Below are 19,432 nucleotides of genomic sequence, written 5' to 3' on the forward strand. Positions count from 1 at the left end.
ACGCGTCGAACGCCGCGGCGAGACAGCGCCCGATCAAGGAGACCGACCCCAGTGAAGACCGATGTCGAGGAGCTGACCCCCACGCGGGTCAAGCTCACCGTCGAGGTTCCGTTCGACGAGCTCAAGCCGAACCTCGACAAGGCGTACAAGGAGATCTCGCAGCAGGTGCGGATCAAGGGCTTCCGGCCCGGCAAGGTCCCCGCACCGCTGATCGACAAGTACGTCGGGCGGGGTGCGGTCCTGCAGGAGGCCGTCAACGACGCGCTTCCCGAGCTGTACGGCCGCGCCGTCGAGGAGTCCGAGATCTTCGTTCTCGGGCAGCCCGACGTCGAGGTGACCGAGCTGGAGGACGGCACCCAGTTCGCGTTCACCGCCGAGGTCGACATCCGGCCGAAGTTCGAGGTGCCCGACTACGACGGCCTCGAGGTCGTGGTGGACGACGCCGAGGTCACCGACGAGCAGGTCGAGGAGACCATCGGCAACCTGCGCGAGCGGTTCGCGTCCCTGACCACCGCCGAGCGGGCCGTCGAGGAGGGCGACTTCGCCACCGTCGACCTCGTCGCCCGCATCGACGGCGAGGAGGTCGAGGACGCGTCCACGTCCGGCTACTCCTACGAGGTCGGCAGCAAGACGGCCATCGAGGGCCTGGACGACGCGCTCGTCGGCCTCGCCGCCGGTGAGGACGCCACGTTCACCGGCACCCTGGTCGGCGGCGAGCACGCCGGCGAGGAGGCCGAGATCACCGTCACCGTGCAGAGCGTCAAGGTCAAGAACCTGCCCGACCTGGACGACGAGTTCGCCCAGCTCGCCAGCGAGTTCGACACCATCGACGAGCTCCGCGAGGACGTCCGGACGCGGCTCGGCCGCCAGGTGCGGGCGCAGCAGCTGAACCAGGCGCGCGACAAGGCCCTTGAGGCCCTGCTGGAGAAGGTCGACATCCCGCTCCCCGACAAGGTCGTGGACGAGGAGATCAGCCGCCGCAACCAGCAGCTCGAGCAGCAGCTCCAGATGGCGGGCATGACCAAGGCCGACTACCTCAAGGACGAGGAGAAGTCCGAGGAGGAGTTCGACTCCGACGTGGCCGACGCGGCCCGGCTCGCGGTCAAGGGCGGCTTCGTCCTCGACCAGCTCGCCGTCCAGGAAGAGCTGAACGTCGAGAACGAGGAGCTCAGCGAGTACGTCGTCTCGCAGGCGATGCAGATGGGCGTGCAGCCGCAGCAGCTCGCCCAGTACCTCACCGAGAACAACCAGCTCCCGGCGATCGTCTCGGAGGTGCTGCGCAGCAAGGCGCTGAACCTCGTGGTCGAGCATGTCACGGTCAAGGACGAGTCGGGCAACGTCATCGACGTCGAGGCCGTCCAGCGCGAGCTGAGCGGCGAGACCGTCGAGGCCGAGACCGCCGACGAGACCGACCAGGCCGAGGCGCCCGAGGCGACCGAGGAGACGGCCGAGGCCGCCGCCGAGGAGTCCCCGGCCGCCGAGACCGAGGACGCCGAGAGCAAGGCCGCCGAGGGCGACCAGAAGGACTCCTGAGCCCGGCCGGCCGTTCCGTACGCGTCGTACGCGCCCCGCATCCGTCCCACCGGGTGCGGGGCGTGTCGCGTTCGGAAGGATCGCGTTATTCCATGACACGCCGGGTGGCGCTCGGGTACGCCCCTGGCGAAAAGGCGGCCCCCCGGGCTTAAGCGGGCCCGTCAGCGCGTTAATGTCCAATCATCCGAACCGATTAAAAGGACCGGAGGAACACCCGGTGAGCATGCCTCCGACTTTCGACGAGTCGTCGCGGATCCAGGCGCGGGTCGCCGAGGCGCCCCTGTTGCCTCTGGGCGACCAGCTGTTCCAGCGGCTGCTGCGCGAGCGGATCGTCTTCCTCGGCCAGCAGGTCGACGACGACATCGCCAACCGCATCTGCGCCGAACTCCTGCTGCTGTCGGCCGAGGACGGCCGCCGCGACATCACGATCTACATCAACTCGCCCGGCGGCTCGGTGACCGCCGGTATGGCGATCTACGACATCATGCAGTACGTCCCGAACGACATCGTCACGGTCGGCATGGGCCTCGCGGCGTCGATGGGCCAGTTCCTGCTGTGCGCGGGGACGCGCGGCAAGCGCTACGCCCTGCCGCACGCGCGGATCATGATGCACCAGCCGTCCGGCGGCATCGGCGGCACCGCCTCCGACATCAAGATCCAGGCGGAGCAGATGCTGTACGTCAAGCGGACGCTCGCCGAGAAGATCGCCGAGCACACCGGGCAGGCGCTCGACCAGATCGAGCGCGACTCGGACCGCGACCGCTGGTTCACCGCCGACGAGGCCAAGGACTACGGGTTCGTGGACCACGTGGTCCTCAGCGCCGACCAGGTGCCCTCCGAGGGCACCGTCTCCTGACGACCTGACCAGATATCCGGAGGCACACAGTGAGCGACCTCAACCGACCCGGTTTCCACGATCTGGTCCGGTCCGGCGTCCAGGCGGGCGGGTCCCCCGCGCCGGTCGAGAACCGCTACATCATTCCGTCGTTCGTCGAGCGCACCACGTACGGGGTCAAGGAGATGAACCCGTACAACAAGCTGTTCGAGGAGCGGATCATCTTCCTCGGCGTGCAGATCGACGACGCGTCCGCCAACGACGTGATGGCCCAGTTGATCACGCTGGAGTCCATCGACCCGGACCGCGACATCAGTATCTACATCAACTCGCCCGGCGGCTCGTTCACCGCCATGACGGCGATCTACGACACGATGCAGTTCGTCAAGCCCGACATCCAGACGGTGTGCATCGGCCAGGCGGCGTCCGCCGCGGCCGTGCTGCTCGCCGCCGGAACGCCGGGCAAGCGGGCCGCGCTGCCCAACGCCCGGATGCTGATCCACCAGCCGGCGACCGAGGGCACCTACGGCCAGTCCAGCGACATCGAGATCCAGGCGCGCGAGATCATGCGGATCCGGGAGCTGCTGGAGACCATCCTGGCCGAGCACAGCGGCAAGAGCATCGACGAGGTCCGCAGGGACATCGAACGCGACAAGATCCTCACGGCGGACGAGGCGAAGGACTACGGTCTCATCGACGACGTCTTCGCCAGCAGGAAGCGCAAGGCCGAGGTAGTGTCGTCCTGAGACGACACGAGGACGCGGGAGATCCCCGAGCCCGGGCGTCACACTTCCGGGCGAGGGGCTTCCCAAGTCCGTTGGAGGCGGTAACGTCGAATCCAACGTCGAGAGCCTTCGGGACGCAACCGAGCTGCGCCGCAGCCTCCAAGGCGGCCGGCCCCACGAAAAGGAGACAGTTGGGTGGCACGCATCGGCGACGGTGGTGATCTGCTCAAGTGCTCGTTCTGCGGGAAGAGCCAGAAGCAGGTCAAGAAGCTCATCGCGGGTCCGGGCGTGTACATCTGCGACGAGTGCATCGATCTCTGTAACGAGATCATCGAGGAGGAGCTCTCCGAGACCTCCGACCTCAAGTGGGACAATCTGCCCAAGCCGCGGGAGATCTACGAGTTCCTCGACTCCTACGTGATCGGGCAGGAGACGGCGAAGAAGGCGCTGTCCGTCGCCGTCTACAACCACTACAAGCGGATCCAGTCCGGTGACACCGGCCGCGACGACCCCGTCGAGATCGGCAAGTCGAACATCCTGTTGCTCGGCCCCACCGGATCCGGGAAGACGCTGCTCGCGCAGACGCTCGCCAAACTCCTCAACGTCCCGTTCGCCATCGCGGACGCCACGGCGCTGACGGAGGCCGGATATGTCGGTGAGGACGTCGAGAACATCCTTCTCAAACTGATCCAGGCGGCCGACTACGACGTCAAGAAGGCCGAGACCGGGATCATCTACATCGACGAGGTCGACAAGGTCGCCCGCAAGAGCGAGAACCCGTCGATCACCAGGGACGTCTCCGGGGAGGGCGTCCAGCAGGCCCTGCTGAAGATCCTGGAGGGCACCACCGCGAGCGTCCCGCCGCAGGGCGGCCGCAAGCATCCCCACCAGGAGTTCATCCAGATCGACACCACCAACGTGCTGTTCATCTGCGGTGGCGCCTTCGCCGGTCTGGAGAAGATCGTCGAGTCGCGGGTCGGCAAGCAGGGCATGGGCTTCGGCGCGCAGATCCGCTCCAAGTCCGACTTCGACGAGTCGTCGGCCGTTCTCGGCGACGTCATGCCCGAGGACCTGTTGAAGTTCGGCATGATCCCCGAGTTCATCGGACGGCTTCCGGTCATCACCTCGGTGCACAACCTCGACCGCGAGGCCCTCATCAACATCCTCACCGAGCCGAAGAACGCGCTGGTGCGCCAGTACCACCGCCTCTTCGAACTCGACGGCGTCGACCTGGAGTTCACCGACGACGCGCTGGAGGCCATCGCCGACCAGGCGATCCTGCGCGGCACCGGGGCCCGCGGGCTGCGCGCCATCATGGAGGAGGTCCTCCTGTCGGTCATGTACGAGGTGCCGAGCCGCCAGGACGTCGCCCGCGTCGTGATCACCCGCGAGGCCGTCCTCGAACACGTCAACCCGACCCTCGTTCCCCGCGACCGTCCCAAGCGCGAGCCGCGCGAGAAGTCCGCCTGAGCGGGGAGCAGAACACCTAACCCGACACGCCCCCGACCCTCGGTCGGGGGCGTTCGGCCTTGTCGGCTCCTGCTGAAGCGGATCAGAGGCCGCCCTCGAATAGGTCAACCCGACTCTCGTCCCTCGGGACCATCCCAGACGCGAGCCTCGGGAGAAGCCGGCCTGTTCGGGGAGTGGAGCACTTCACCCGGGCACGCCCTCGACCTTGGTCGGCCTCAACTGGGGACGGATCCGAGGCTGTCCTCGAACACGTCAATCCGACTCTCGTTCCCGGGACCGTCCCCGACGTGAGCTGCGGGAGAAGTCGGCGTGAGCGGGGAGTGGAGCACCTCACCCTGGCACGCCCTCGACCTTCGGTCGGGGGCGTTCGGTCTTGTCGGCTCCTGCTGAAGCGGGTAAGAGGCCGTCCTGGAATAGGTCAACGCGACTCTTATTCTTCGGGATCGTCCCAGACGTGAGCCGCGGGAGAAGTCTGCGTGAGCGGGGAGTAGAGCACCTCACCCTGGCACGCCCTCGACCTTCGGTCGGGGGCGTTCGGCCTTGTCGGCTCCTGCTGAAGCGGATCAGAGGCCGCCCTCGAATAGGTCAACCCGACTCTCGTCCCTCGGGACCATCCCAGACGTGAGCCTCGGGAGAAGTCGGCCTGTTCGGGGAGTGGAGCACTTCACCCGGCACGCCCTCGACCTTGGTCGGCCTCAACTGGGGACGGATCCGAGGCTGCCCTCGAACACGTCAATCCGACTCTGGTTCTTCGGGATCGTCCCCGACGTGAGCTGCGGGAGAAGTCGGCGTGAGCGGGGAGTGGAGCACCTCACCCTGGCACGCCCTCGACCTTCGGTCGGGGGCGTTCGGTCTTGTCGGCTCCTGCTGAAGCGGGTAAGAGGCCGTCCTGGAATAGGTCAACGCGACTCTGGTTCTTCGGGATCGTCCCAGACGTGAGCCGCGGGAGAAGTCGGCGTGGGCGGGGAGTGGAGCACCTCACCTGGCACGCCCTCGACCCTCGGTCGGGGGCGTTCGGTCTTGTCGGGCGGGTCAGTGGCGGGTGGACTCGCCGAGGCCCGCCTCGCGGGCGACGACGATCGCCTGGGCGCGGTCCGCGACGTGCAGCTTCATGAAGATGTTCGACACGTGGTTGCGGACGGTCTTCTGGCTGAGGAACAGCGTCGCGGCGATCTCGGGGTTGCTGCGGCCCTGCGCGATGAGCCCGAGGACCTCCCGTTCCCGGTCGGTCAGCTCGGGGAACGCGGCCCGTTTCGGGTCGGGCATGTCGCTGAAGTAGGTGAGGACCCGGCGGGCGATCTCGGGGCCGTAGATGGCCTCGCCCGCGGCCACGGCCCGCACCGCGCGGGCGATCTCCTCGGCGCCCGACTCCTTCAGCAGGTAGCCGCGGGCGCCCGCGCGCATCGCGGCGAAGACCGAGTCGTCGTCGCGGAACATCGTGAGGACGAGGACGCCGATGCGCGGGCTGGTCCGGGTGATGGTGCGGGTGGCCTCGATGCCGTTGCCGCCGGGCATGTGCAGGTCCATCACGACGACGTCGGGTTGCAGCTCAGCCGCGAGCCGCACCGCGTCCGGCCCGTTCTCGGCCTCGCCGACGACGTCCACGCCGAGCGCCTGCAGCAGCCCCTTCAACCCCTGCCGGAACACCGGATGATCATCGGTGATGAGGACCCGGATGGTGTCGGTCATTACCCCCGCCTCTTCCCCATGGAAGGACGATGGTACCCGGCGACCGGGGCCGCGGCGGCGAGCGGGAGATGGGCCGTGACCACGGTGCCGCCGCCGTTCCTGGACATGATCTCGCAGTTCCCGCCGACCTCCGCCGCCCATTCCTTCATCGCGGCCATGCCACGTCGCGGCCTCGAATGTCCGCCGTTGCGGGCCGAGTCGGGCAGGCCGGGGCCGGTGTCGGCCACCATCAGGTGCAGCTCGACGTCCCGCGCGAGCCGGACCATCGCCGTGCTCGCCGGGGCGTGCAGCCGGACGTTCGTCAACGCCTCCTGGGCGATGCGGTACGCCGCGACCTCCACCGCCGCGGGCAACTCCAGATGCTCGCCGTCGAACCGGACGTCGACCCGTTCGCAGCAGCCCTCGGCGACCGACTGGATGGCGGCGACGAGGCCGAGATCGTCCAGCGCGGGCGGGCGCAGGCCGTGGGCGAGGTCGCGGATCTCCCCGACCGCGGTCGCGAGCCGTTCCCGAACGTCGGCGAGCAGCGGGTCGGCGCGCTCCGGTTCGCGGGCGAGCGTGAGACGCGCGGCGTCCAGCGACATCGCGAGGCTGGCGAGCGTCGGCCCGAGCCCGTCGTGCAGATCACGCCGCAGCCGCCGGCGTTCCTCCTCACGGCTGGCGAGGATCCGCTCCCGCGACCGCTGCAGATCGGCGGTGAGACGACGGAGGTGAGGGATGGTCGCGGCACGTGCCGCCACGGCCCCCGCGGTGAACGCGCCGGCCAGCACGGCAGCGCGTGCCAGTGCCGCTCGCATCCCGTCCCTCTCGTTCGCACCCGCCGCCGCGGGTGTTCCCCGCCACCCTTTCCGGCGAGGCGACCCGGTGTCAGGTGACCTGTGTCCCGATCGCGGCGGGAAACCATCGCGCGTGGAATTCTCAGTCCTCCACGTCCTTGCGGATGTTGCGCATGACGGTCGCCAGGTCGATGCTCTCGGACGGTCTGCCCGCCCGCATGACGATCCCCATGGTGGTCCTCGTGGACCAGGCCGCGAGCTGGCCGGTGGAGTAGGTGGTCCGCCCCGTCGGGCCGATGATCTGGATCTGGAGGACCGTGGACAGGGCGACGCCGTCGCCCCCCGCGTCGGAGATCTTCACGGTGCTGGGGGAGTAGATGGTTTTCTCGATGCCGCTGAACGCGGTCGAGACGGCGCCGTTGAAGTCCTGCACCGGATACTTCAGGTCGTGCTCGCCGGTGCCGCCGACGAACAGGTACTTCTCCTCGCCCGTCCCGTAGATCGCGCTGACGCGCTGCTGGACGTCGTAGTCGGTGGCCTCGCTCAGGACGGTGTTCAGCCTGCTGATCGTTTCCTTGGCGTTCGCCTCGGCATCGGTGTCGCGGGTCAGCCCGCCCGCGGACAGCGGCGTGGACAGGGTGTGCGACGTCCGTTGCAGGTAGACGACGTATCCGCCCACGCCGACCAGGAGGACCATGACGACACCGACGAACAGGCACCCGAGGAGTTTGCGCCCGCCGGACCCACCACGGCGCGGCGGCCCGTACGGCGCGCCCGGGTACGGCCCGCCGGGGTGCGGGGGCACGCCCGGAGGCATCGGCCCGCCGCCGGGCCGCATCGGCCCACCCGGGGCAAAGGGCCCACCCGCCCCCACAGCCCCGCCTGGCCCCATCGGTCCGCCCGGTCCTACCGGTCCGCCCGGTCCACCTGGAGCCGCCGGCCCGCCTGGTCCTGCGGGTCCGCCTGGTCCTACCGGCCCGCCTGGTCCTGCGAACCCGCCTGGTCCCACCGGCCCGCCTGGCCCCATCGGTCCGCCCGGTCCTACGGGTCCGCCTGGTCCTGCCGGTCCGCCCGGAGCCGCCGGCCCGCCTGGCTCCACCGGTCCGCCTGGTCCTGCCGGTCCGTTCGGAGGTGCGGGCTCAGCCGGTCGCATCGGCTCGGGCGGGGGGACGGGGCCGTCGGGTGGGGGAGGGGGGTTCCAAGCGCTCAACTTCGTCTTCCTTCCTCTGGTGGGACGGCGAGAGGCTCGGCGGGGTGCTCGCCGGTCGGAATTGTCGCGTACGCGCGGGCCCTGCGGAGCTGCACATGAGACTCGTCCGGTCCCCGTAGAATCGTCAGCCGTGACACAGCCCAGTACTGAGCGCGGCCATGGGGCCGCCGCGGACGTCGACCTGCCCACCCAGTATCGACCGGCGGACGTTGAGGGCCGCCTCTACGAGCGGTGGGTATCGGCGGGGCTGTTCGACGCGGGGGAGGACGGTCCGCCGTTCTCGATCGTGATCCCGCCGCCGAACGTCACCGGTTCGCTGCACATGGGGCACGCGCTCGACCACTCCATCCAGGACACCCTCGTCCGGCGGCGGCGCATGCAGGGGCATGCGACCGTGTGGATTCCGGGCATGGACCACGCGGGCATCGCGACCCAGAACGTGGTGGAACGCGAACTGGCCAAGGAGGGCGTGTCGCGGCACGACCTCGGCCGGGAGGCGTTCGTGGAGCGGGTGTGGCAGTGGAAGGCCGAGTCGGGCGGGCGGATCCTCGGCCAGATGCGCCGCCTCGGCGACAGCGTCGACTGGACGCGTGAGGCGTTCACGATGGACGACGACCGCGCCACCGCCGTCCGGACGATCTTCAAGCGGTTGTTCGACGACGGGCTGATCTACCGCGCGGAGCGCATCATCAACTGGTGCCCGCGCTGCCTGACGGCCCTGTCCGACATCGAGGTCGAGCACGAGGACGTCGACGGGGAGCTGGTCTCGATCCGGTACGGGTCCGGCGACGACGAGCTCGTGGTCGCGACCACGCGGGCGGAGACGATGCTCGGTGACACGGCCGTCGCCGTCCACCCGGACGACGCCCGGTACAAGCACCTGGTCGGGCGGGAGATCGAGCTTCCGCTGACCGGCCGCCGGATCCCGGTCGTCGCCGACGAGCACGTCGACCCCGAGTTCGGCACCGGCGCGGTGAAGGTGACCCCGGCGCACGACCCGAACGACTTCGAGATCGGGCGGCGGCACGGGCTGCCGTCGTTGACGGTCATGGACGAGCGGGGCGTCGTGACCGCGTCCGGGCCGTTCGAGGGCTTGGACCGGTTCGAGGCGCGTCCGGCGGTCGTGGCCGCGCTGCGGGAACAGGGCCGGATCGTCAAGGAGATCCGCCCCTACGAGCATTCGGTCGGGCACTGCCAGCGCTGCGCCACCGTCGTGGAGCCGCGCGTGTCGTTGCAGTGGTTCGTGAAGGTGGAGTCGCTGGCACGGGAGGCGGGCGACGCGGTCCGGGACGGTCGTGTCACGATCCATCCGCCGGAGATGGCGGCCCGCTACTTCGAGTGGGTCGACAACATGCACGACTGGTGCATCAGCCGGCAGCTGTGGTGGGGCCACCGCATCCCCGTCTGGTACGGCCCGGACGGGGAGGTCATGTGTCCGGAGCCCGGCGAGGAGCCGCCCGCCGGGTGGACGCAGGACACCGACGTCCTCGACACCTGGTTCTCGTCCGCGCTGTGGCCGTTCTCGACGCTGGGCTGGCCCGCCGAGACCGCCGAGCTGAAGCGGTTCTATCCGACGTCGGTCCTGGTCACCGGGTACGACATCCTGTTCTTCTGGGTCGCCCGGATGATGATGTTCGGCCTGTACGCGATGGACGGCGTCCAGCCGTTCGACACGATCGCGCTGCACGGCATGGTCCGTGACCAGTTCGGCAAGAAGATGTCCAAGTCGTTCGGGAACGTTATCGACCCGCTCGACTGGATCGACGCGTACGGCGCCGACGCGACCCGGTTCACGCTGCTGCGCGGCGCGAACCCGGGCGGGGACGTTCCGGTGGCCGAGCAGTGGGCGCAGGGGTCCCGCAACTTCTGCAACAAGCTGTGGAACGCGACCCGGTTCGCGCTGATCAACGGCGCGCACGTCCGTGGCGCGATGCCCACCGAGATCTCCACGGTGGACGCGTGGGTCCTGTCGCGGCTGCACGCGGTCATCGCCGAGGTGGACGAGTACCTGGAGTCCTACGACTTCGCCAAGGCGTGCGAGACGCTCTACCACTTCGCGTGGGACGAGGTCTGCGACTGGTACGTCGAACTGGCCAAGGTCCAGCTCGCCGACGAGCGGGCCGAGGCGACGCGGCGCATCCTCGGCGAGGTGCTCGACAAGCTGCTGCGGCTGCTGCACCCGGTGATCCCGTTCGTGACCGAGGAGCTGTGGACGTCCCTGACCGGCGGCGAGACGATCGTGACCGCGCCGTGGCCGACGTCCGAACCGGAGCGCGCCGACCGGGACGCCGAGGTCGTCGTGGAGTCGTTGCAGCGGCTCGTCACGGAGGTCCGGCGGTTCCGCGCCGACCAGGGCCTCAAGCCGGGCCAGAAGGTCGCGGCGGTGCTGGAGTGGGGCGACTCGCCGCTGGCGGCCCACGAGCAGGGCGTCCGCGCGCTGCTGCGCCTCACCGAGCCGGGCGACGCCTTCTCGGCGACCGCGTCCCTGCCGGTGGAGGGCGTCACCGTCCGGCTCGACACCGCCGGCGCCATCGATGTCGCCGCCGAGCGCAGGCGGCTGGAGAAGGACCTCGCCGCCGCCCGCAAGGAGGTCGAGCAGGTCGGCCGCAAGCTCGGCAACGAGGCGTTCATGGCCAAGGCGCCGGAGGCGGTCGTCGCGAAGAACCGGGATCGGCTCGCGCATGCGGAGGCCGACATCAGACGGCTGGAGTCGCAGCTGACCGCGCTGCCCACGGGCTGACCCGCGGTCGTCGACCATCGGGAGTGCAATGGCCGATTCACCTTCCCGGTCCGACACGCCGGACTCCGCGTCGCCCTGGGGCGACGCGCGTCCGTGGTGGACGGCCGACCACGGCGGCGACACGGGACCGCACGGCATGGTCCCGGACGCGACGGGTCCACAGCTCATGATCGGGAACATGTCCGGCGGTTATCCGGTGGTCCCGGTCGCCCAGGGCGGTACGGGTCCGCTGCCGTTGATGCCCGTCCCGCCCCCGTCCGGCCCCGCGCTGCCCGGTCCTGCGCTGCCCGGTTCCGCGCCGCAGGGCCCGCCCTCGCCGGCCCGGAGGCGGCCGCTGCGGCTCGTGCTGGTCGCCGGTGCCGCCATGGTCGCCTCCGCGGTCCTGATGGCCGGGGTGCTCGCGTTCCGCATGGAGAGCGGCGGTGACGGCGGTGGCAAGAAGGTGGGCACGACCGGCGGCGCCCCCGCGTCCCGGAAGGTGATCGACGCGGGTCCGGTCGCCGGTGGACTGCGCAGGGACGTCCTGACCTCCCCTCCGGCGAGCGCGGCGTACCCGTTCGTCGTGGCCGCGGTCCGGGCGACCGGGATTCCCGTCGCCGAACGCGGCCAGGCCGTCTACACCGAGGGGCCGGGTCGTCCGCTCAACGTCCTGTTCGTGGGCGGGACGGGCTCGGTCGGCGATCCCGCCGCGTTCCTGCGCAGGGCGCGGCCGACGACGTTCATCGCCGGGCAGGGCGCCGAGCCCGGCGTGGGCGGCGGCACCGCCGTCTGCGGCACGTTCGCCGTCCTCGCCGAGACCCACACGTACTGCGCGTGGGCGACCGAGGACTCCTACGGCGTCGTCGCGTCCAACCGGCCCACGCTGAACCCGCACTTTCCGTTGATGGCCGAGATCATGCGCCGGATCAGGCAGGACGTCGAGCGGCCGCGGTGACGTAGAGGCGTTCGGTGTCGGCGTCCACGACGTCGAGGACCAGCCCGGTGAAGTAGACGGTGCCGAGGACGACCACACGGCGACCGAGGGCGGCGAGGGACGTCCTCGTGACGGCGTCCGGGCCGACGACGTCCCAGCCGGGCGGCAGGGGTCGCTCGAAGCGCAGCCGCCGGTACGGGAGCCGCACGAACGTCACCGGCAGCCCGCGCAGTTCGGCGACGGCGCCGTCGACGTCCTTGTGGTCGGGCAGGCAGACCAGGACGTGGTCGACGCCGCCCCAGGCGCGGCGCGCCTCGGCGAGGGCGGCGGCGACGCCCGTCCGGTCGACGGCGGAGTCGATGAGCAGCCTCGTCGCCGAGCCGGGCACCCCATGCCACGACAGCCGTCCGGGCAGGACGACCGACGCCAGCACGTCCCGCAGCGGCCCGGCCGGGGGCTCGGCGGCGCCGGGCAGGCGGCGAGCGGCGACGACGCCGAGTTCGGCGCCGACACGCGACAGCCCGGCGGGGAGCAGGTCGTCCGGGAGGCCGCTGCCGCCGGGCCCGACCCGTTCCGCGTCCCCGAGCACCCGGGCGACCTCCGCCGACTGCGGCGCCGACACGACGACCGTCCCCGGACCCGCGACACCGAGCTTCTCCGCCGCGATCTCCGCCGGGGTGTCGCCGAGCACGCCGCGATGCTCCCGGAAGATCGGCGTGATCGCGGTGACGGCCGGGGGGAACAGCGACACCTCGTCCGACCGCCCGCCCATGCCCGCCTCCAGCACGATCGCGTCCGCGCCGACCCGGCGCGCGTGGACGACGCCCGCGACGGTGAACAGCCCGGACGGCGACAGGTAGCCGCCCGTGGGCGGTGGCAGCGCGGCGACGCCCGTCTCCAGGACGTCGCCCAGCACGGCCAGTTCCGCCTCGGACACGGCATGCCCGTCCACCCGGATCCGGTCGCGGTCGCTGCGGAGACCTGGGCTGGTGACGGTGCACACCCGAAGACCCGCGGCCGAGAGGAACGCGGAGACGTAGGTCGCGGTCGTCCCCTTCCCCTTGGAGCCCACGACGGTCAGGACCGGGACGGCCGGGCCGAGGACGCCCAGGGCGGCGGCCAGCGCGCGGGCCCGCCCGAGGTCGCGGGTCTCTCCGGGAGCCCGCCGCCGCCACTCCCGGTAGAACACGTCCATATCTCCAGTGTGGGGCCGGACGGAACGCGACCAACCGCCGAGTAGGCTCTGTGACCGTGAGTCAGGTATCCGAGCCGTCCGACTACCGGAACGCCGTCGGCGCGATCATGGCCCGTGGCGTGGAGTGGGAGATCGATCCCACGCTCGACCGCGTCCGCGACCTGGTCGACGTCCTGGGGGAGCCGCAGCGCTCCTACCCGGTGATCCATGTCGCGGGGACGAACGGCAAGTCGAGCACCGCCCGGCTCATCGAGGCGCTGCTGCGCGAGCGCGGCCTGCGCACCGGCCTGTACACCAGCCCGGAGCTGACCACGCTGCGGGAGCGGATCGCGATCGACGGCGAACCGATCACCGAGGAGCGGTTCGTCGAGGCGTACGAGGACGTGCTGCCCTTCGTCCAACTGGTCGACGGCAAGCACCCGACGCGCCTGTCGTTCTTCGAGGTACTCACCGCGATGGCGTTCGCGGCGTTCGCGGACGCACCGGTCGACGTCGCCGTCGTCGAGGCGGGGATGGGCGGCGCGTGGGACGCCACGAACGTGGCCGACGGCGCCGTCGCCGTCGTCACCCCCATCGGGCTCGACCACACCCGCTACCTGGGCGACACGCTCGCCGAGATCGCGACCGAGAAGGCGGGGATCATCAAGACCGGGTCCGTCGCGGTGCTGGCGCAGCAGCCGGTCGAGGCCGCGGAGGTGCTGCTGCGCCGGGTCGTGGAGGTCGGCGGGACGGCCGCGCGCGAGGGCATCGAGTACGGCGTGCTCGGCCGTGACGTCGCGGTCGGCGGCCAGCAACTGCGGCTCCAGGGCCTGCACGGCGTCTACGACGAGGTCTTCCTGCCGCTGTTCGGCGACCACCAGGCGAGCAACGCCGCCACGGCCCTCGCCGCCGTGGAGGCGTTCGCGAGCGGCGCCCCGACGCGGGGCGAGGCCAACCTTGAGGCCGCCACGCGCATCGCGCCCGGCGAGTCCTACCTCGGCGGCGCGGAGGGGCAACTCGACCCGGCGCTGGTCCGCAGCGGCTTCGCCAAGTCGGCGTCGCCCGGCCGCCTCGAGGTCGCGCGGACCAATCCGACCGTGCTGCTGGACGCCGCGCACAACCCCGCCGGGATGGCCGCGACCGTCGCCACGGTCACCGAGTCGTTCGGCTTCACCCGGCTCGCCGGGGTCCTCGCCATCGCCGCGGACAAGGACGTCGTCGGCGTCCTCGACCAGCTCGAACCCGTCCTCGCCGAGCTGGTCGTGACCCGTAACTCCTCGCCGCGGTCCATGCCGCCGGAAGAGCTGGCGGAGATCGCCGAGGGCGTGTTCGGACCGGAGCGCGTCCATCTGGCGCAGCGGCTGGACGACGCGATCGACCGGGCGATCGGGTTCGCCGAGGAGACCGGGGAGTACCGGGGCGCCGGGGTCCTGATCACCGGTTCGGTGGTCACGGCCGGAGACGCCCGGACCCTGCTGCGCGTGACGGAAGGACGGTGACGACCATGAGCCGGGGGAGCGCCGCGAACCCCGTCCGTAGGCTGCTCGCCACGGTGCTGGGCTGCGAGGCCATCGTGATCGCCCTCGCGGTGCCGGTGGCGGTGGCCGTGCTGGACGTGGACGGTGCCACGGCCGGGGCGGTGTGCGGCGGGCTGGCGGTCGCGTGCCTGCTGCTGGCGGGCCTGCTGCGGTTCCCGTGGGCGGTCGCGGCCGGGACCGTCCTCCAGGTGCTGATCGTCGCGACCGGGTTCATGGTGCCCGCCATGTTCTTCCTCGGCGTGGTGTTCGGCGCGCTCTGGGCGACGGCGATTTGGATGGGACGCAAGGCGGGAAGCGTTCAGCCGCGCTAAATTCGCGAGGACGCATTGATTCTCGTCCGCCGAACTTTCATTTCCGATAAATCCGGCAATTTCCCCATTCGGAATGGTTCGTGGGGCGGGTGACGACCTCGCGAAGGAGCAGGCCGTGTCCCTGCACGCACGCGGACACGCGCCGGACGCCCCGGCGACCGCGGTCCGCGGACATCCGGCACCGTCCCCGGACGGCCGCGTCCGGCGCCGCCGCGCGGCCGTCGGCGCGCTGCTGCTGACGCTCACCGCCACACCCGCCGCCGTCCTGGTGGTCCCGGACGTCACCGTGAACGTCATGCCCGCCGCGGTCGGCGCCCTCGACCTCTCCGACGCCGACATCCCCGTGCTGCTGCGCGCCACCGGGATGGCCCTGCCCGTCCTGCTCGCCGCGGTGCCGGTCGCCGCCGTCGCCGCGCGGCGGTTCAGCGCGTGGTCCGTCCTCGCCACCGGCCTCGCCGTCCTGCTCATGGGGCTCGGCGCCGCCGGATACGCGCGGTCCGTGCCGCTCGCCGGGACGGTGCGCGCCGTGCAGGGCGCGGGCGCGGGCATCATCCTGCCCGCCTGCCTCGTCCTGGTCTGGGAGCGGCGGAGCAAAGCCCTGACCGCGGCCTGGGCGGGCACGCTCGCGGGCGCCCTCATCGTCGCGATGCCGCTGGCGCTGGCGGCCGTCCCCGCGACCGTGCCGGACTGGCGCGTCGCGCTCGCCCCCCACCAGTGGCCCGCCGTGGCCGCAGCCGTGGCCGCGCTCGTCCACCTCGTGTTGCGCGGACGGCGGCTCTGGGCGCTGCCCGCGTCCCGGCACGTCGAACGCGGTCAACTCCTGCTGCCGCTCGTCCCGGCGGCGGGCTTCGCGTTCCTCGCCGTCATCGCCGCGGCCTGCTGGTCGCCCGGCGCCCGCCTGGTCGTCGCGGGCCTCGCGCTGCCCGCCCTGCTCGGCCTCGCCCTCGCCGCCGGCCGGGACACCACGGCGGGCAGCCCGCACGGCTGCGCCATCGTCATGATCACCACCGGTCTGCTCACCCATCCCGTCGCGGGTCCCCTCGCCGGGTTCCACACCACCGTGCCGCTGCTCCCGTACGCCGTGGCCGCCGCGGCCGCACCGGTCGGCGCGCTCGCCTCCGTCCGTCTCGTGCCCCGCCACGGCGTCCGCGCCGGACACGCGCTGATGATCGCGGCCGTGCCGGTCGCCTTCAACGCCCCCGGCGACGACGGCTGGACGCTGCTCGTGCCGCTCGTCCTCCTCGGCACCGGAGCCGGTCTCGCCCTCGCCGCCTCGCTGCGGGACGCGGGCGTCGGCGCCGCGCTGTTCGGCCTGTCCCTCTGCTTCCCCGCCGTGCTCGCCGGGCAACTGCTCGTCCTGTCACTCCAGGCGGCACGGCTGGAACGGCTGCGACCGGTCACCGAGGCGCAGCGATTCGACGCACTCCGGGACGGCTACCACATCTGGCTCGCCGTCGCCGGAACCGTCGCCGTCCTGCTCGCCGTCGCCACGACGAGACACACCCGCCGCACCGACGCGCACCCGGAAGCCCGGTAGGATTCGCGCGCTTGCACATTTCGAATTCCTCAAGGAGAAACACCCGTGTCCGAGCGCACTCTCGTCCTTGTCAAGCCCGACGGCGTCCGCCGCGGCGTCATCGGTGAGGTCATCTCCCGGATCGAGCGCAAGGGCCTGAAGCTCGTCGCGCTCGAACTCCGCACCCTCGCCCGCGAGACCGCCGAAGCCCACTACGAGGAGCACGCCAGCAAGCCGTTCTTCGGTGAACTCGTCGAGTTCATCACCGGCGGCCCGCTCGTCGCCATGGTCGTCGAGGGCCCCCGAGCCATCGAGGCGTTCCGCTCCCTCGCCGGCGCCACCGACCCGGTCAGCGCCACCCCCGGCACCATCCGCGGCGACTTCGCCCTGGAGATCGGCGAGAACATCGTCCACGGCTCCGACTCCACCTACTCCGCCGACCGCGAGATCAAGCTCTTCTTCCCCGAACTGGGCTGAGTCGTTCCAGGGGGCGACCCCCTGGAACCCCTGTCACGACGCAGGCGATCCCCACGCCGCCCGTGCGGTCCGTCGCGCCTGTGACGGGCGCGCGTGGCGTCGCTGAAGTCGCCCGCGTCGACGGTTCGCGCGACCTCCGGCGCCGGAGCGCCTCCGGCCGCGCGAACCGTGGGACGGCTGAGGCTTTGTTGGCTTCGAGGGGCGCCGTCGGAACGGGTGTTGCGGCGCGGTCCTTACGTCGTTGTTTGGTGGGGCTTGGCCGGGTGGGGTGTGGCGGCGGTTGAGGGGGGTCCGGGGGTCTTTGGGGCCGGGCCGGGTGGGGGGTTGGTCTTGGGGGCTCTTTGGTTATTGGCGGGGGGCTCACGGGGCGGTTTTTGGTCGACGCGCGGTGGTGTGGTGACTGCCCGCGGAGGTGGGACCACGTTACGATGGACGCGCCGCTATACACGCCCGTCAATCTTGAAGGGCTCCCTTTCTTCATGGGTAACAAGCTGTCGTTTCTAGGCCGTGACATGGCGGTCGATCTCGGTACTGCCAACACCCTGGTGTACGTGCGCGGGCGTGGCATCGTCCTCAACGAGCCGTCCGTGGTGGCGATCAACACCAACACCGGGAAGATCGTCGCGGTGGGGATCGAGGCGAAGCGGATGATCGGCCGCACGCCCGGCAACATCGTCGCGGTCCGTCCGCTGAAGGACGGCGTCATCGCCGACTTCGACGTCACCGAACGGATGCTCCGCTACTTCATCCAGAAGGTGCACAAGCGCCGGCACTTCGCCAAGCCACGGATCGTGGTGGCGGTGCCGAGCGGCATCACCGGGGTGGAGCAGCGCGCGGTGAAGGAGGCCGGCTACCAGGCCGGCGCCCGCCGCGTCTACATCATCGAGGAACCGATGGCCGCCGCGATCGGCGCCGGTCTGCCCGTCTACGAGCCGACCGGCAACATGGTCGTCGACATCGGCGGCGGGACGACCGAGGTCGCGATCATCTCCTTGGGGGGAATCGTCACCAGCCAGTCCGTGCGGGTCGGCGGCGACGAACTCGACCAGGCCGTCATCTCCTTCTCCAAGAAGGAGTACTCGTTGATGCTCGGCGAACGGACCGCCGAGGAGATCAAGATGGCGATCGGTTCCGCGTACCCCGGTGGGGACGAGGAGCCGCACGCCGAGATCCGTGGCCGTGACCTCGTCAGCGGGCTGCCGAAGACCGTGGTGATCTCCGCCGAGGAGGTGCGTCGGGCCATCGAGGAGCCGGTCAACGCCGTGGTGGACGCGGTGAAGACCACGCTCGACAAGTGCCCGCCTGAGCTGTCCGGCGACATCATGGACCGCGGGATCGCGCTCACCGGCGGCGGCGCGCTGCTGAAGAACCTCGACGAGCGACTCCGGGAGGAGACCGGGATGCCGATCCACCTCGTGGACAACCCGCTCGACTCCGTGGTGCTCGGCACCGGCAAGTGCGTCGAGGACTTCGAGGAGCTCCGGCAGGTCCTCGTACCGGAGCCGCGGCACTAGGCGACCCCCCGGCGGACGCGACAACGAAAGGTCGGAGGGGTGAAGGACACCCGGCGCACCCGCGTCGTCCTCGGCGTGCTGCTCGTCGTGGCGCTCGCGATGATCACCGTTGACTATCGCGGTGGGGAGGAGTCCCCGCTGCGCGGCCTGCGCGATGTCGGCGCCACCGTGTTCGGTCCAGTGGAACGCGCGTCGGCGTCCGTCGTCCGGCCGGTGAGCAACACCGTCGACGCCGTCACCGACGCGCCGGGGGAGCGGCGCCGCGCCGACCGGCTCGAACGGCAGAACCAGCGGCTGCGCGAGCGGCTGCGGTCCATGCGGCTCGACCAGGACAGGTCCGCGCAGCTCCAGCGGCTGCTCGGCTCCGCCGGCATGGGCGGCTACAAGATCCTCGCCGCGCAGGTGATCTCCGCCGGGCAGGGCTTCGAGGACACCGTCACGATCGACGTCGGCAGCCGCAGCGGCGTCAAGACCGACATGACCGTGATGAGCGCCGACGGGCTCGTCGGCCGGGTCACCCGCGTCGGGCCCGCGACGGCGACCGTGCTGCTCGCCACCGACCAGACGTCGTCGGTCGGGTCCCGGCTGGAGGGCTCCAAGGAGATCGGGATCGTGCAGGGCCGCGGTCGCCGCGGCCTCGGCGGGCACGGCGGGACGCCGCTGCGCCTCCAACTGCTGAACGCCGCCGCGCCGATCCAGCCGGGACAGCGGATCGTCACGCTCGGATCGCAGGGGCAGCGGCCCTACGTCCCCGGCATCCCGATCGGCGTCGTCGAACGCATCGACCGCTCCACCGGTGGCCTCACCCGTACCGCCTACGTCCGGCCGTTCGTGCGGTTCACCAGCCTGGACGTCGTCGCCGTCGTCGTCGCCCCACCGAAGACCGACCCCCGGGACGCGGTGCTGCCGCCGAAACCGAGACCGGTCGCGGTCCCGACGGTGCCCCCCACACCGGCGCCGTCCCGGACCGCGTCGCCGAGCCCGACCAAGACTCCGAGCCGGGGGAACTGA

16 protein-coding genes are annotated in these 19,432 nt (G+C 71.1%); 12 read left to right on the plus strand and 4 right to left on the minus strand.

Annotation, left to right across the window (positions count from 1 at the left end; translation table 11 throughout):
• Positions 1-51 precede the first annotated feature (51 nt).
• From tig to clpX, 4 genes are all read left to right on the plus strand, one after another.
• Positions 52-1,533 (plus strand): trigger factor, encoded by a 1,482-nt coding sequence (tig, locus tag BZB76_RS13010; RefSeq protein ID WP_121434494.1) that lies wholly within the window; start codon positions 52-54, stop codon positions 1,531-1,533.
• Between the two features lie 223 nt (positions 1,534-1,756).
• Entirely contained in the window at positions 1,757-2,389 is a 633-nt protein-coding gene (locus tag BZB76_RS13015; RefSeq protein ID WP_117401997.1) for a ClpP family protease, read from the plus strand.
• A gap of 62 nt (positions 2,390-2,451) precedes the next feature.
• Entirely contained in the window at positions 2,452-3,114 is a 663-nt protein-coding gene (locus BZB76_RS13020; RefSeq protein ID WP_121434683.1) for an ATP-dependent Clp protease proteolytic subunit, read from the plus strand.
• Positions 3,115-3,288: 174 nt separating this feature from the next.
• Positions 3,289-4,563 (plus strand): ATP-dependent Clp protease ATP-binding subunit ClpX, encoded by a 1,275-nt coding sequence (gene clpX / locus BZB76_RS13025; protein ID WP_117401921.1) that lies wholly within the window; start codon positions 3,289-3,291, stop codon positions 4,561-4,563.
• A gap of 1,032 nt (positions 4,564-5,595) precedes the next feature.
• Here clpX and BZB76_RS13030 read toward each other — a convergent pair.
• The 3 genes from BZB76_RS13030 to BZB76_RS34760 form a co-directional block, all read right to left on the minus strand.
• Positions 5,596-6,252 carry a response regulator transcription factor gene (locus BZB76_RS13030; RefSeq protein WP_121434495.1) on the minus strand — a complete coding sequence of 219 codons (657 nt, stop codon included), beginning with the start codon at positions 6,250-6,252 and terminating at the stop codon, positions 5,596-5,598.
• Complete coding sequence (locus tag BZB76_RS13035) at positions 6,252-7,049, minus strand: sensor histidine kinase (protein WP_121434496.1); 798 nt, start codon at positions 7,047-7,049, stop codon at positions 6,252-6,254. The genes BZB76_RS13030 and BZB76_RS13035 overlap by 1 nt, the downstream gene beginning before the upstream one ends.
• A 121-nt stretch (positions 7,050-7,170) precedes the next feature.
• Positions 7,171-7,866: a hypothetical protein gene (locus BZB76_RS34760; RefSeq protein ID WP_170180611.1), complete on the minus strand. Its 696-nt coding sequence runs from the start codon at positions 7,864-7,866 to the stop codon at positions 7,171-7,173.
• Positions 7,867-8,368: 502 nt separating this feature from the next.
• On the opposite strand from BZB76_RS34760, the gene BZB76_RS13045 reads away from it, so the two are divergent.
• Together BZB76_RS13045 and BZB76_RS13050 are read left to right on the plus strand one after the other, a co-directional pair.
• Positions 8,369-10,978, plus strand: a complete 2,610-nt coding sequence (locus BZB76_RS13045) for a valine--tRNA ligase (RefSeq protein ID WP_121434497.1) — start codon at positions 8,369-8,371, stop codon at positions 10,976-10,978.
• Between the two features lie 28 nt (positions 10,979-11,006).
• A complete protein-coding gene (locus BZB76_RS13050; protein WP_121434498.1) occupies positions 11,007-11,912 on the plus strand; it encodes a hypothetical protein in 906 nt (301 codons plus the stop codon).
• Here BZB76_RS13050 and BZB76_RS13055 read toward each other — a convergent pair.
• Positions 11,884-13,086 carry a folylpolyglutamate synthase/dihydrofolate synthase family protein gene (locus tag BZB76_RS13055; RefSeq protein WP_121434499.1) on the minus strand — a complete coding sequence of 401 codons (1,203 nt, stop codon included), beginning with the start codon at positions 13,084-13,086 and terminating at the stop codon, positions 11,884-11,886. The genes BZB76_RS13050 and BZB76_RS13055 overlap by 29 nt on opposite strands.
• Before the next feature lie 107 nt (positions 13,087-13,193).
• Between BZB76_RS13055 and BZB76_RS13060 the strand changes: the two genes are divergently transcribed.
• The 6 genes from BZB76_RS13060 (at position 13,194) to mreC (ending at position 19,432) form a co-directional block, all read left to right on the plus strand.
• Entirely contained in the window at positions 13,194-14,564 is a 1,371-nt protein-coding gene (locus tag BZB76_RS13060; protein WP_121434684.1) for a bifunctional folylpolyglutamate synthase/dihydrofolate synthase, read from the plus strand.
• A gap of 5 nt (positions 14,565-14,569) precedes the next feature.
• Entirely contained in the window at positions 14,570-14,914 is a 345-nt protein-coding gene (locus BZB76_RS13065) for a DUF4233 domain-containing protein (protein ID WP_121434685.1), read from the plus strand.
• Positions 14,915-15,029: 115 nt separating this feature from the next.
• Positions 15,030-16,451 (plus strand): hypothetical protein, encoded by a 1,422-nt coding sequence (locus tag BZB76_RS13070; RefSeq protein ID WP_147449425.1) that lies wholly within the window; start codon positions 15,030-15,032, stop codon positions 16,449-16,451.
• A 45-nt stretch (positions 16,452-16,496) separates the two neighbouring features.
• Positions 16,497-16,907, plus strand: coding sequence for a nucleoside-diphosphate kinase (gene ndk, locus BZB76_RS13075; RefSeq protein ID WP_117401929.1), 411 nt, complete (start codon positions 16,497-16,499; stop codon positions 16,905-16,907).
• A 479-nt stretch (positions 16,908-17,386) separates the two neighbouring features.
• Positions 17,387-18,421 (plus strand): rod shape-determining protein, encoded by a 1,035-nt coding sequence (locus BZB76_RS13080; protein WP_117401930.1) that lies wholly within the window; start codon positions 17,387-17,389, stop codon positions 18,419-18,421.
• 39 nt (positions 18,422-18,460) lie between these two features.
• Complete coding sequence (mreC, locus tag BZB76_RS13085) at positions 18,461-19,432, plus strand: rod shape-determining protein MreC (protein ID WP_121434501.1); 972 nt, start codon at positions 18,461-18,463, stop codon at positions 19,430-19,432.

Origin of the sequence: Actinomadura pelletieri DSM 43383, assembly GCF_003634705.1 — a bacterium.
GTDB lineage: Bacteria > Actinomycetota > Actinomycetes > Streptosporangiales > Streptosporangiaceae > Spirillospora > Spirillospora pelletieri.